Here is a 14,424-nt window from a genome sequence, read left to right as displayed (position 1 = left end):
AAAATAATGTATTATACGACTCAAATAATGTCAAAATGCATTTTCGTCTAATTTCGCGCGTTTACCTAGGGTGACCATGTCCAGAACAAGCCAAGTCAAAACCGCCACTCGTCCCGCCAGCGGCAAGACCACCGCAGCGTCCGCCGTATTTGCGGCCATCAGGCTCGACATCCTCTCCGGCGCCCTCCCCCCAGGATCGCGGTTGCGTATCGACTCGCTCTGCCAGACATATGAAGCAACCATCAATCCGGTGCGCGAAGCCCTCAATCGCCTCACGTCCGAGGGACTGGTCGTCTTGGAAGACCAACGCGGGTTTTCGGTAGCGCCGGTTTCGATCGAGGAATGGCGGGAAATCGTACATGGCCGCTGCCTGATGGAGGCCTGTGCGCTACGCGAAGCCATGCGCAACCGAACAGAGGCCTGGGAAGAGGGGATTGTAATCAACCTCTACAGGCTTTCGCGCACGCCACGCTTTCTCGAGGAGGAGAGTCAGAAGCCAAACCCCGAATGGGAACCGCGCCACCACGCTTTCCACAACGCGCTGCTTATAACCTGCAATTCGCGTATCATATTGGAATTCTGCGAGGAATTGCGCGAGCGCTCGGATCGCTATCGCCACATCGCCTCAATCTCCCCGCAGGCACGACAGACCTACAGCGCCGAGCACAGCGAGATTGCGGATGCTGTACTGGATGGGGATGCGGACAAAGCTGTGAAGCTTTTGACAGCGCATTACCAGCGCACGCTGGCAGTCGTTGAGGCCTATTTCGAAAAGGCCGGTTAAGCCGGCCCTTTCGGGCCGGCTTAAGACTTGGCTCCGGACTAGGTCGCCGTGACGATCCGGTTCGAAAGCGTCGGAATGCCCTCGATTTCAATCTCGATGAGATCGCCTGCCTTCATGAAGACCGGCGGATTGCGCGCAAAGCCAACACCAGACGGGGTGCCGGTCGCGATGACGTCGCCCGGTTCAAGCGTCATAACTTCGGACGCATAGGAAATTATGCGTGCGACACTAAACATCAGATCGCTGGTATTGCCGTCCTGCATGATCTCGCCGTTCAGGCGGGAACGGATAGAAAGACCAACGGCACCTGCGGGAAGCTCGTCCGCCGTGACAATCACGGGACCATAAGGACCGGTCGCATCGAAGTTCTTACCGGCCGTCCACTGGGTGGTGCGGCGCTGGTAATCGCGCAACGAGCCGTCGTTGAATGCTGTGTAGCCGTAGACGTAATCTAATGCTTCGGCCTGTGAAACATTGTGAGCTTCCTTACCGATAATCACCAGCAATTCCGCTTCGAAATCAAGCTTCTCCGAAACCTTTGGAAGAATGATATCGCCATCCGGCGGTAGCAAACTCGTTTGAACGCGCAGGAACAGAGTCGGATAATCGGGGACGTCGCGACCACCTTCTTTCACGTGTTCGAGATAGTTCAGACCCATGCAAATGAACTTGCCCGGGCGCTCGATCGGCGACAGGATCTTCACATTTTCTAGGGATACGCCCTCCGCGCCCGGCAGCGCATCCCGCGCCTGCTCCATCAGTGCAGGTCCAGCTCTAAGGACAGAAATCATATCTCCCGATGTCCCCGGCACCAGAGTGGCCAAATCATACACTTTACCGTTATCCAATACACCTACGCGCTCTTGACCCGCTGCCTTGAACCTTAAAACTTGCATACTTTCTCTCCAAAAAAGACCTCGGCAATCCGTAAAACATTATATAGATCATTTCAACAAATAATGTATTATTTTTCCACTACGCAATGAGCGGTGACTTTCTAGGCGCGCCGAGATTGCTCAGTCACGAGATCCTGTCTCATTGGAGAGTTTATCAAACGGATCCCCGAGAGTTACGGGGCGTGGACCAAATTCGCAGGGACAATCCGAACGACCCCACAAAGCCGTCGTTCACAAGTGGACCTTAATTGAATCGCATACGGTGCTCAGATGGCCGACCTGATATAGGGGACGACTTCTTTCGCCTTGGTGGAGTATGAACTGCTGTCTTCCATTTTTCTGGGCTCGACTGAAATCCCTCGGAATGCTTCATTGCCGCCAGGAGGACTGGGTATGGCATACGAGTGGAACGAAGACCGTGCACGAAAAATGCGCCTGATCAAGTTGGCAGCTGTGTGGGCATTGACTGCGTCGGCGCTCACCGTCCCTGTCGCCTTGCTTTTGACCGCATCTCCTCTGTAGCTGTGCACCGGACTCATTGAAAATTCCGGCTTTTCACCTTCAGCGTGGAAAATTCCGGCTTTTCACCTTCAGCGTGTCGATGTGCAGGTCAGGTACATAAATTTCCCGCACATTGACGCCCATTGGCGGTCTCTCGCGGCTGTCGGGGCTGCCAGGTGAACCATGCGCGAACTCGTCGCCCCGTCCTGACGGCAACCGGAAACCATCCCGCTCGCCCAGGCTTGCCAGATCGGGGGTCAGATCGAACATACGTTGCGCCACCAGATGCACGACGCCGCCTTCGCGCTGGATCTTGCCGTTGATCGCCATCATCGAGGATCCGAGCACGACGCGGCGCTGCTTTTCAAAGAGGCTTGGCCAGACGACGATATTGGAGACCCCTGTTTCATCCTCAATCGTCATGAACATGACGCCCTTGGCACTGCCCGGCTTTTGGCGGACCAGAACCAGCCCCGCTGTCATCAACCAGCGACCGTCGCGCGCCGAGGTTGCCTCGGCGCAGGTGACGATGTTTCGGCGGGTGAGATCCTCTCGCAGGAAGCTGACCGGATGGGCACGCAGCGTCACACTGGTATGGCCATAGTCTTCGACAACATTGGCGCCCTCGGTCATTTGCCGAAGTGCCACATCCGGTTCCTGCTGTTCAGCGATCACCGCCCGCTCGCGATCGGCGGCCGCAGCAAACAAAGGGAGGGGTTCGTCACGCAAGGCTTTGATCGCCCAGAGCGCATCGCGTCTTTCAAGTTTCAAGTCCGGTCGAAAGGCGTCGGCCTCGGCGAGCTTGACCAGGGTAGCCGACGGCACGCCGGCGCGCCGCCACATATCATCGATGGAGACAAAGGGCTCGTTGCCACGTGCCACTGCAATCTTTGCCGCATCCTGTTCGGGCAGCCCCTTCACCAGACGCATCCCGAGGCGCACGGCATGGCTGTCGGTTTCCTCGATCTCTTCGAGCGTGCAATCCCACCGCGAGTGATTGATGCAGATTGGCCGGATCGCTACCCCGTGGGCCCGGGCGTCGGTTACGATCTGCGCTGGCGCATAGAAACCCATCGGTTGCGCATTGATGAGGGCGGCACAGAACACGTCCGGATAATGGCACTTCAGATAGGATGAGGCGTAGGCGATCAGAGCAAAGGACGCGGCATGGCTCTCGGGAAAGCCATATGAGCCAAAACCCTCGAGCTGCGAGAAGGTCTTCTCGGCAAACTCTTCTGTGTAACCGTTCTTCACCATCCCCTGGACAAGCTTGTCCTTGAACTTGCTGACCCCGCCGGTGAACTTGAATGTCGCCATTGAGCGCCTGAGCGCATCGGCCTCGCCGGCGGTAAAGCCGGCACAGACGATCGCCACCTTCATCGCACTCTCCTGAAACAGCGGCACGCCCAGCGTCTTGCCGAGAACAGCCTCGAGTTCCGGCTTGGGATAGACGACCGCTTCCTTGCCTTCGCGCCGTCTCAGATAAGGATGCACCATGTCGCCCTGGATCGGCCCGGGGCGAACGATCGCCACCTGGATCACCAGGTCATAATAGGTCTGGGGTTTCAGCCGCGGCAGCATCGACATCTGCGCACGCGATTCGATCTGGAACGTGCCGAGCGTGTCGGCTTTGCGGATCATCGCGTAAGTGGCCGGATCCTCCTGCTCGATGGTCGCGAAATCAAGCTTCACTCCCTTGTGCTCTTCCAGCAATGCAAAGCCCTTGGCCATGCAGGTCAACATGCCTAAGGCCAGCACGTCAACCTTCATGAACTTGAGCGCCTCGATATCGTCCTTGTCCCATTCAATGGTCTGGCGGTCCTCCATCCGGGCCTGCTCGATTGGCACCAGTTCGTCGAGCCGGTCATTGGTCAGGACAAAGCCGCCCGGATGCTGGCCGAGATGACGGGGTGCGCCCATCAGTTGTTGCGCCAGTTCCAATGTCAGCCGCAGGCGGCGGTCAGACATGTTCATGTTCAGCTCGTTGACCTGCTTTTCGCCGGCGCCCTCCTTGCTCCAGCCCCAGACGCCGGCCGACAGAGCTGTGATCATGTCTTCAGGCAGGCCGAGCACCTTTCCGACATCGCGAAGCGCACCCTTGGCACGGTAGCGGGTGACGGTCGCGCAAAGGGCGGCCTTCTGCCGACCATAGGTCTTGTAGATCCACTGGATCACCTCTTCGCGTCTGGCATGTTCGAAATCGACGTCAATGTCGGGCGGCTCGTTGCGCTCTTCCGAGATAAAGCGCTCGAACAAGAGATCGTTTGCGGCCGGATCGATCGCAGTAATCCCCAGCACGTAACAGACGGCGGAATTGGCGGCACTTCCGCGACCCTGGCAAAGAATATCCTGAGATCGCGCAAAGCGGACAATGCTGTATACCGTCAGGAAATACGGCGCGTAATCGAGTTTGCGGATCAGGTCGAGTTCGTGATTGAGGGTCTTGACCACATCATTGGGCACTCCTTCGGGAAAGCGGTCGCGCGCACCCTCCCAGGTGAATTGTTCCAACGTCTGCTGCGCCGTCAGCCCGGGGATGATTGCTTCCTCCGGATATTGGTAGGTGAGCTCGTTCATGTCGAAACGACAGCGGTCGACAATCTCGCGGGTGCGGGCGAGAGCTTCTGGATAGCGGCTGAACAGCCGGTGCATTTCCTCCGGCGGCTTGAGAAAACGATCGGCATGCCGTTCGCGCAGGAAGCCGGCCCGGTCGATGGTGGTACGATGGCGAATGCAGGTGACGACATCTTGTAATTGCCGCCTGCCCGGCTCGTGAAACAGCACGTCATTGGTGACAACAGGTCGGACCTTGTGCCGGATCGCCAACGTGTTGAGCTCGTGCAGTCGCAGCTGATCATTGGGCCGCCGGCGCAGCGTCAGCGCCATATAGGCGCGGTTGCCGAAAATCTCCTTTATCTTACGCAGCTGGACGGCACATGCGTCATCGGCCTCGTCAGGGATCAGGATAGCGAGCAGGCCTTCAGCATAGAGGGCGACATCCGACAGATCGAGGATGCATTTGCCCTTGCCGCCCCGCCCCTTGCCGAGCGACAGAAGCCGGCAAAGCCTTGAATAGGCCGCCCGGTCCGTTGGATAAACCAGCATCGACATTCCGTCTGTCAGATCGAGCCTGCAGCCGACGACGAGCCGGACGCCGGTTTCCTTGGCCGCCTCCCAGGCACGCACGATCCCAGCCAGACTGTTGCGATCGACGATGCCAAGCGCCTCGATACCCAGTGCCTTGGCAGTCGTGAACAGTTCATCGCAGCCTGACGCGCCGCGAAGGAAGGAGAAATGACTGGTGACCTGGAGTTCGGCGTAGCGCATCAGCCATAGATCCCGTGCAGGAACCATTTTGCCGTTCCAGTCGCGGGATCCACACCGTCGCCGGAGCGATAGACCCAGAAGCGATTGCCGTCCTCGTCCTCGAACGCATAGTAGTCCCTGACTGCCTCCATCTCGGAGGAACGGACCCACCACTCGCCGAATACCCGTTCCGGCCCGTCACCACGCTTGATGCGCCGGCGTTTTCCCCGCCAGGTCATGGATGCCGGCGGATGGTCGGGCGTGAGCGCAATGACCTCGATCCGTTCCGGGTGCGCCAGCATCCGGCTCGGCCGGGGCCAGCGGGTCGGCCAGGCCTGACCGAGTTTTTCGGAAACGGGGGAGACGCGCCCGACATTGCGCTCGGGAACGTCGCTTTCGACCGGCGCCAGCCGATACATGCGCTGACCGCGATTTCCAAGACTGTCGAGCAACGGCGTGACGTCGACGATCATCTCTTCGACCAACGAGGAGATCGACTGCTTTTCTTCGAACGGCTCGATCATGGTAGCAGTGAGGGACAGTTTTTCGATACCGAAACCGGGATCGATCTTCTCGATGCTGGAACAGAGAAGCTTCGTCAGATGCTGGATATCGCGCACCGGCTTGGCCGTTCCGGCACGCAGGGACTGTAAGGTGTTGTCGACGCGGTAGATAATCAGATCTGCGCGGCGAACGCCCTGCCCGCGCGCCTCCAAGGCGGCGCAGAGTTCGACCACCAGCTTGCCGATATATTTGGCGATGGTCTCAGCGGCCCCGATAGGCTCGGAGAACGACCGGGACACCTCGACGAGCTCAGCGGTACGAATGGGATCGATCGGTTCGGCAAGCCGTCCGAAAATCTGATCGAGCCGGCGGCCCACCTCCGGCCCAAAACGCAATGTCAAAGGCGCTCGCGGCGTTGCGGAAAGCTCGCCGACGGTTCGGAACCCCAGTTCGGTCAGGCCGCTGACGATGTCGGAAGGCAGGCGAAGGCTGGAAACCGGCAGATTGACGACAGCCTGGGCCGTTTCTCCAACCGGCACAATGATCGCCTCACGCCGGCCAGCGCGGGCGATGGCGTGGGCGGTGCCCCAAGTATCGGCGATGGCGCCACGGGCGTGAAGGCCGCGACCTCTCAGAGCGTTGACAAGGCCAGTGAGCATCGCCAACTCGCCGCCGCGCAGATGGTCCGCGCCCTCAGTATCCATCACGATGCTGTCGGGACTATCCATTGCTACAACAGGCGTATATTGGCGCAGCATCCACAGCGCCAGTCGCTCGATCGCCAAGGCATCACCGAATGGGTCGGCATCGACCAGATGCAGGCCGGATATCATCGCCTGGGCTTTGGCGGCGGGCATGCCGATCCGGACGCCGGCCTTGAAGGCCGCAGTGTCGATTGCGGCGACGGTGCGTTTCGATCCACTGCGGGAGACGACCACCACAGGTGTTTCAGGCAAAATTCCGGGATCCGCGCGCCTGATCCTGTCCGTCGCGAGCGTGGGGAGAAAGACTGATACGACCCGTGGCATCGCAGGCACCTATTTCAAATTCCGCGGCTTCTCCCGCTCTTGCTCTTATCAATTCCGCCAGCCACCGTGCCCGCCCGATGCCCGGCACGGGAAGCGGCTCGGAGGGCAGGACACTGATGCGCCACCGTGTCGTGGCGGCCGTGGGTTGACCGAAGTCGGCGGCCTCCGTCGGGCGCCGCCATCGTCGAAGCGCAATGCCAATCGTTCCTGAAGCTTCGGCGGCCAGTTGCAGGCGCCGCGAGGCGGTCATCGGCAGGCGCACCAGCTCGGCAACGACAGCGCCAAGTCCACCAAAACGAAGGCCTTCTTCAAAATTGGTCAGCACATCCTCCTCCCGATCGGCTTCAGCATAGATCACCCGATCATGATGGAGACCTGCCTGCGCCAAGGCCGGCGCAAACAGATCGGGCCGCGTCAGGCACCACAGCACGTCGCCCTTGGTGCGCGCGACGATTCCGGCGACAAACAGAGCGGCCGCTGCTCCATGCACCGCATCGGCCCCACCGCCGGCCACCTCATGCAGGGCACCGAAAGCAAGCCCACCGCCGGGCAGCCTGGCATCGATATCGGCAAGGCCGAATGACAGAACCTCGCCCTTACGCACAGCTCTGCCTTCGAGGCGCTGGATGCGCTCGCGAAGATCTGCAATGGTCGGATTGACGGCGGCATTAAGCATAGGCTGCGGATATCTCGTCGATGCTGTTCAGGGCTTTCCAGCGGTGATCGCGGCTGATATGTTCATTATTTGTTCTTCTCTTCCCAATGAGTCAATGCTGATTCAGCGGTGGGCAGGGCGGTGAATAGGGAACACGTCGCACAAGCGACTGGCATCCAAACCAAAACGGCCAGAACAGACAAGCACTTATCGGGGATCACGGCATGACGATTGCCTATCTGGAAAAACTGAACGAACAGCAGCGTCAGGCTGTGGAACACGGCGTTGGACTGGAAGGCGGACAGGAGGCGGGACCTCTGCTGATCATCGCTGGCGCCGGATCCGGCAAGACCAATACGCTTGCCCATCGCGTGGCTCACCTGATCGTCAACGGGGCCGATCCGCGGCGCATGCTGCTGATGACCTTTTCAAGGCGGGCAGCATCCGAAATGGCGCGCCGTGTCGAGCGGATCTGCAAGCAGGTGCTTGGTTCCAATTCGGGGATCCTTACCGACGCGCTTTCCTGGTCTGGAACGTTTCACGGGATCGGCGCGCGGTTGCTGCGGATCTATGCCGAGCAGATCGGGCTGAATGTGGATTTCACCATCCATGATCGCGAAGACAGCGCCGACCTGATGAACCTTGCCCGTCACGAGCTTGGTTTTTCCAAGACGGAAAACCGCTTTCCGACCAAGGGCACGTGTCTCTCGATCTATTCGCGTGCGGTCAATTCGCAGGCACCGCTGAACGAGATCCTGCGTCAGCACTATCCCTGGGTGGCGACTTGGGAAGAGCAACTGAAGCAATTGTTTGCGGCTTATGTCGAGGCCAAGCAGGCCCAGAACGTCCTCGATTACGATGATCTGCTGCTCTACTGGGCGCAGATGGTCAGCGATCCGGACCTGGCCGACGATATCGGCAATCGCTTCGATTATGTGATGGTCGATGAATACCAGGATACCAACAGGCTGCAGGCGTCGGTGTTGATGGCACTCAAACCTGGGGGACGTGGTCTGACGGTCGTTGGCGACGATGCGCAGTCGATCTATTCATTTCGGGCGGCAACCGTTCGCAACATCCTCGATTTCCCCTCCTCCTTCAGTCCGGCCGCCGATATTATCACGCTTGATCGCAATTACCGCTCGACACAGCCTATCCTCGCCGCAGCAAATGGGGTCATCGATCTGGCGCGCGAGCGCTTCACCAAGAACCTGTGGACCGACCGGCAATCGCTGGAGCGACCGAAACTGGTCACCGTCAAGGACGAGACCGAACAGGCGAACTTTATCGTCGACCAGGTGCTTGCCAATCGCGAGACCGGCATGACACTGAAGAACCAGGCGGTCCTGTTTCGCACATCCAGTCATAGCGGTCCGCTGGAGGTCGAATTGACCCGCCGCAACATTCCCTTCGTCAAGTTCGGTGGCCTGAAATTTCTCGACAGCGCCCATGTGAAGGACATGCTTGCCGTTCTGCGGTTTGCCCAGAACCCGCGAGACCGTGTTGCCGGCTTCCGGCTGCTGCAGATGCTGCCGGGCGTCGGTCCAAAGACGGCCGGCAACATTCTCGAGACGATCGCAACCGATCCTGAACCGCTGCTTGCCCTTGCCGAAATCTCAGCCCCGCCCAAGACCGGCGAGGCTTGGACAGGTTTCGTCCAGTTGCTGGCCAGCCTTGGAAAGAACAAAGATGGCTGGCCGTCCGATATCGGGCAGGCGCGCCACTGGTACGAGCCGCATCTCGACCGCATCCACGAGGATGCCGAGACCCGCAAGGCCGACCTGTTGCAACTCGAACAGATCGCGAGCGGATATCCCTCGCGCGAGCGTTTCCTCACCGAACTGACACTCGATCCCCCGGATGCCACCAGCGACCAGGCAGGGGTGCCGCTGCTCGACGAGGACTATCTGATCCTGTCGACCATTCATTCTGCCAAGGGCCAGGAATGGCGTGCGGTCTTTATGCTCAATGTGGTCGACGGCTGCATACCCTCAGATCTTGGCACCGGCACCACCCAGGAACTGGAGGAAGAGCGCCGTCTGCTTTATGTCGCGATGACCCGTGCCAGGGATCACCTGGCACTGATCACGCCACAACGATTCTTTACTCATGGGCAGAACACGCAGGGCGATCGGCACGTCTATGCCGCAAGAACCAGATTCATCCCGGCAATGCTGCTGCAATTCTTTGAAGTGACGACATGGCCACAGGTTTCAACCGCCAGGTCAGAGCGAAGCGCCCAGCAGATCCGCATCGATGTCGCGGAGCGCATGCGCGCCATGTGGAAGTAGGAGGATGGAATGTGCAATCTCTACAATGTGACCACCACCCGTGAGGCGGTGCTTCAATTCACAAAGGCGGTCAGGGATCACGCAGGCTGGAACGACGCAAGCTTCGACGTCTATCCAGGTTATCAGGCGCCGGTTGTGCGCGTAGGCGAGGACGGGAGCCGCGAAATTGCTCGCGCCACCTGGGGCATGCCCTCACCACCGGCCTATGTGAAGAACTACGATCCAGGCGTCACCAATATCCGCAATGTAACTTCGCCTCACTGGCGCCGCTGGCTTGCGGCGACAAGCCGCTGTGTCGTGCCGTTCACCTCCTTTGCAGAGCCTGATCCGGCCAGCAAAGTCGAAGGCGGACGGGTGCCGAATGCCTGGTTTGCCGGCAATGAAGACCGCCCGCTGATGTTCTTCGCAGGCTTCTGGACACCATGGAAGGGCGTTCGCAAAGTCAGAGACGGCGAGCAGGAGTATGATCTGTTCGGGTTTTTAACGACGTCGCCGAACGAGATCGTCTCTCCCATACATCAGAAAGCCATGCCTGCAATTCTCACCACGCCGGCGGAAGTCGATACCTGGCTGACAGCATCCTGGGAGGAGGCCCGCCATTTGCAACGTCCCCTCCCCGCCAATATGCTGGTGATCGTGCCGCCCCAGCCTAATCCCAATCTGGACGATGAAGGTCAGTTGCTTTGAGCATCGTCCATCGTCACAACCGGGGCAGCGAACATCCCGAACGCGAGGCACCGCCGGACACTTTGCGACGCGAAGCGATGGTTAGCGCCTCTGCGCGCAAGATCATCCATGTCGACATGGATGCCTTCTATGCCTCGGTCGAGCAGCGCGACAACCCGGAACTGCGCGGGCGACCATTGGCTGTAGGCGGATCCGCGGCCCGCGGCGTCGTTGCCGCTGCCAGTTATGAGGCAAGGACCTATGGCGTGCATTCCGCCATGCCATCGGTCACCGCCAAGCGGAAATGCCCTGATCTGATCTTCGTGCCGCCGCGCTTTGACGTCTATCGGCAAGTCTCACAGCAAATCCGGGAGATTTTTGCGCAATACACACCAGTGATCGAGCCGCTGTCGCTGGACGAAGCCTATCTCGATGTCACCGAGAACCTGAAAGGCATGGAGATTGCCACTGAGATTGCGCTGGAGATCCGTGCGAAGATCAAGGCGGTCACAGGCCTCAATGCCTCTGCTGGCATTTCCTACAACAAGTTTCTTGCCAAGATGGCGAGCGATCTGAACAAGCCGAATGGCCAGGCGGTCATCACACCGAAGAACGGCCCCGGCTTTGTCGAGGCGCTCCCCGTCAAGAAATTCCATGGTGTGGGACCCGCGACGGCTGAACGAATGAAACGGCACGGCATCGAGACCGGGCTTGATCTCAAGTCAAAATCCCTGGACTTCCTTCAGCAGCATTTCGGCAAGTCCGGCCCGTATTTCTATGGCATTGCCCGTGGGATCGACCAGCGGCAGGTCAGGCCCGATCGGATCCGCAAGTCCGTCGGCGCCGAAGACACGTTCGTTGAGGACATCGATGATCTCGATGTGGCCAAGGCCGCGCTGCGGCCCCTGGTCGAGAAGGTATGGCGCTATTGCGAGGCGCACGACATCACGGGAAAGACGGTAACCGTCAAAATCAAATACTCGGATTTCAGTCAGACGACACGCAGCAGGACCGTGGCTGGATCCATGTCGGACACCGACATGATCCTGCAGATAGCTCAGCCTTTGCTCGGCTCGGTATTCCCGTTCAAACGTCCGGTGCGGCTGCTTGGGATCACCCTGTCATCGCTAAACACCGACGAGAGCGGGCAGGAACCACAGCTCACTCTCAAACTGTAATCACTCTGCACAATCGCGATCTTCTTTCAGACAGTTGCGATGAGGGACGCGATATGACCGAAGGTATCAGTGTGTCGACCGTCGCCTTTCACCTGGAAAATCCCCGGCAGATGCTCGGCGCCGTCAGCATCGCCCAGGCGATCGCCGTTGCGACCCGGCTCCAGCTGATCTGAATGCACAGCACACGAACGACAAAAAAGAACAATCCTCTACACCGATCTATGAAATGTGCGAGTAGACGGAGCACAAATCGAGCCTTCAGCACCTCCCGGAGAATAAACAGCGTGAGCTTGCACGCATCCTCGAGGTCATCCTTTTGAGTCCTACGCACGGACACCTGGGGTCGACGAGCCGCATACGATGAAGGGCTACCGGTCCGACCACGACATCCTCGTCATCGTCAACACGGGCAAGCTGGCCGATCGGCAATACGGGGACAATGCGGAAGATCTGATCTTGTAGGGTCCGGGCGTGAAAACACCGGTTGGCCTGATCTTGCATGGGCTACACGAGGTCAACAAGGCGCTTAAGGATGGCCAGTACTTCTTCGCAGACATCCGCCGCGAAGGCATTGTCCTGCATGAAATTGACGATGAACCGCTGGCTGAGCCGCAATACCTATCGGCCGGAGCCATGTTAAAAGCTGCAATAGAGCATTTTGAGAATCGATTTTCAGAAGCTACTTTGATGCTGAAGACTGCGATCTGGCAGGCTTCTCAAACTGCTTAATCAACCAACTGGAAGCGGCTGACAGCATTCAGTCTTCATCAGGCTGTGGAACATGCATACTCCACTGTCCTATTGACCCTGACGAACTACAGTACAGCATCGCATAACCTAAAGTTCCTGCGCGGGTTGGCCGAGGGCATAGATCGTGAACTCGTGGATGTTTGGCCGCGAGATCAAACCCGGTTTTCCGCATGGTACAATGTCATGAACGAAGCGTACGTGAAGGCGCGATACTCCGAACACTTCGAGATCAGCGACGAGGCGCTACCGTGGTTGATCGGCCAGACACAGATCCTCCACAGAAGAAGCAATATGTCGAAATTATCTCGTCATCCTCGAAGCGAAAATCCGCTGAGCGCGCGCAAGCCGTCCGCTACCCGGATCAAAACCGCACGCGTGCGTGATCCGGGACCGGCATTGAAGAATATCGGAGGCATCAGCAGCGCAACGGCTGCAAGCCGGGATGCCGGGAATTCTCGACACGCCAAGGACCGGTTAAAAGGGTAGCCGCAGGAGCCTCAGCATAGCGACCCGAAGGGAGAGGCGCGACCGACTGCCCCCGGACCTGGCGTTCCGCTTGATACGATCCACGAGGAATTAGCCGCACTTCAATCGGCTACACGGTCCGAGAGCACTTCTTGCTCTTTGCCAAGATCGTAAAATGCGTCTACCGGAAACATCCGCCATCGCTGTCGTGCATCCGGTTGAGGAGCGGCGACGAATCCACCTCAGGCGCACGCCACCAGTCGATGGAACCGTCCGCTCCGATAAGGGCGACCGAGCGCCAATCTTGTTCGCTGACGAGATGATGAAGCATTGAAGACCAATTCAAACTCTCCCTGCAAAAACGAGGGGTAAAGATGACATGGATTTGTCGGGGAAATGCGTGGGCCGCACGCTGTTGTTCCTAACCGAGCTAGAAAACGTCCATGCGGAACCCGGAGAGCTCTTCAGGCTTTATCGCCCTGACCTCAGAAAAGGAGAGAAGTGATGGACAACACTCGACACCCTATTCCACCCTATCCGGAACAGCAGCAAGAGCCACCGGGCAAGACAGCCGAGATGGAACCTGTCCCGGATCATGGTGAAAAGTCCTACAAGGGTGACGGCAAGCTGACAGGCAAAGTTGCCCTCATCACCGGGGCCGACTCCGGGATTGGCAAGGCTGTCGCCATTGCTTTTGCTCGCGAAGGCGCCGACATCGTCATTTCCTATCTCAACGAGGACGACGACGCACGCGATACCGCAAAGTGGATCGCGGAAGCGGGACGCAAGGCTCTTGTCGTTCCGGGCGACATCAAGAACGAAGCACACTGTGTGGATCTTGTCCGGCGTGCAGTAGACGAGCTCGGTGGAATCGACATTCTCGTGAACAATGCCGCATTCCAGCGAACTTACGGTGACATCGCCGATATAACCGCCGAGGAATGGGACGAAACCTTCCGCACCAATATCTACGCGCCCTTCTTCCTGTCCAAGGCGGCCGCTCCTCACATGAAGCCCGGCAGCTCGATCATCAATACGACCTCGATCCAGTCGCGGCAGCCGTCGCCGCAGCTGCTCGCCTACGCTTCTACCAAGGGTGCGATATCGAACTTCACGGCGGGTCTCGCCGAGATGTTGGCTGAAAAAGGCATCCGCGTGAATGCGGTCGCACCGGGTCCGATCTGGACGCCTCTCATCCCTTCTACCATGCCGGCTGAAAAAGCTGCGAAGTTTGGTGAAAATACCCTTGTCGGCCGAGCCGGGCAGCCAGCAGAATTGGCGGGTGCCTACGTCCTGCTCGCTTCTGATCTGGGAAGCTATATGACGGGAGCCGTCATTCCGGTGACCGGCGGCGAGATCATGATCTGACGCACAAGTGGCCGGCGGCCAATCGGGTCGGC

10 protein-coding genes and 1 pseudogene are annotated in these 14,424 nt (G+C 58.9%); 7 read left to right on the top strand and 4 right to left on the bottom strand.

Features of this window, described 5'->3' with window-relative positions:
* Positions 1-76 precede the first annotated feature (76 nt).
* A complete protein-coding gene (locus tag LQ231_RS23135) occupies positions 77-784 on the top strand; it encodes a GntR family transcriptional regulator (RefSeq protein ID WP_230174256.1) in 708 nt (235 codons plus the stop codon).
* A 38-nt stretch (positions 785-822) separates the two neighbouring features.
* Here LQ231_RS23135 and LQ231_RS23130 read toward each other — a convergent pair whose 3' ends face one another.
* From LQ231_RS23130 to LQ231_RS23115, 4 genes are all read right to left on the bottom strand, one after another.
* Positions 823-1,680: a fumarylacetoacetate hydrolase family protein gene (locus tag LQ231_RS23130; RefSeq protein ID WP_230174255.1), complete on the bottom strand. Its 858-nt coding sequence runs from the start codon at positions 1,678-1,680 to the stop codon at positions 823-825.
* Between the two features lie 561 nt (positions 1,681-2,241).
* On the bottom strand, positions 2,242-5,508 hold the full coding sequence (locus tag LQ231_RS23125) for an error-prone DNA polymerase (RefSeq protein WP_230175043.1): 3,267 nt from the start codon (positions 5,506-5,508) through the stop codon (positions 2,242-2,244).
* Positions 5,508-7,019: a DNA polymerase Y family protein gene (locus LQ231_RS23120; protein WP_230174254.1), complete on the bottom strand. Its 1,512-nt coding sequence runs from the start codon at positions 7,017-7,019 to the stop codon at positions 5,508-5,510. Before LQ231_RS23120 ends, LQ231_RS23125 begins: the two co-directional genes overlap by 1 nt.
* Positions 6,940-7,695, bottom strand: coding sequence for an ImuA family protein (locus tag LQ231_RS23115; protein ID WP_230174253.1), 756 nt, complete (start codon positions 7,693-7,695; stop codon positions 6,940-6,942). Before LQ231_RS23115 ends, LQ231_RS23120 begins: the two co-directional genes overlap by 80 nt.
* Positions 7,696-7,898: 203 nt before the next feature.
* On the opposite strand from LQ231_RS23115, the gene LQ231_RS23110 reads away from it, so the two are divergent.
* The 6 genes and pseudogenes from LQ231_RS23110 (at position 7,899) to LQ231_RS23085 (ending at position 14,392) form a co-directional block, all read left to right on the top strand.
* The gene (locus LQ231_RS23110; RefSeq protein WP_230174251.1) at positions 7,899-9,965 is read left to right on the top strand and encodes an ATP-dependent helicase; all 2,067 of its coding nucleotides are present in this window, start codon (positions 7,899-7,901) and stop codon (positions 9,963-9,965) included.
* 9 nt (positions 9,966-9,974) lie between these two features.
* On the top strand, positions 9,975-10,652 hold the full coding sequence (locus LQ231_RS23105) for an SOS response-associated peptidase (protein ID WP_230174250.1): 678 nt from the start codon (positions 9,975-9,977) through the stop codon (positions 10,650-10,652).
* A gap of 77 nt (positions 10,653-10,729) precedes the next feature.
* Positions 10,730-11,809: a DNA polymerase IV gene (dinB, locus tag LQ231_RS23100; RefSeq protein ID WP_230175040.1), complete on the top strand. Its 1,080-nt coding sequence runs from the start codon at positions 10,730-10,732 to the stop codon at positions 11,807-11,809.
* A gap of 53 nt (positions 11,810-11,862) precedes the next feature.
* Entirely contained in the window at positions 11,863-11,982 is a 120-nt protein-coding gene (locus LQ231_RS23095; RefSeq protein WP_230174249.1) for a helix-turn-helix transcriptional regulator, read from the top strand.
* 125 nt (positions 11,983-12,107) lie between these two features.
* Positions 12,108-12,841: pseudogene (locus LQ231_RS23090) on the top strand (HEPN domain-containing protein); the annotation flags it as partial.
* Positions 12,842-13,528: 687 nt separating this feature from the next.
* The gene (locus tag LQ231_RS23085) at positions 13,529-14,392 is read left to right on the top strand and encodes an SDR family oxidoreductase (RefSeq protein WP_230174248.1); all 864 of its coding nucleotides are present in this window, start codon (positions 13,529-13,531) and stop codon (positions 14,390-14,392) included.
* The last annotated feature ends 32 nt before the right edge of the window (positions 14,393-14,424 follow it).

The sequence above is a fragment of the Rhizobium sp. CECT 9324 genome (genome assembly GCF_918741265.1).
Classification (GTDB): Bacteria; Pseudomonadota; Alphaproteobacteria; order Rhizobiales; family Rhizobiaceae; genus Allorhizobium.
The sequence above is the reverse complement of the archived record's forward strand: the minus strand, read 5'-3'. Positions and strand labels throughout refer to the sequence as shown.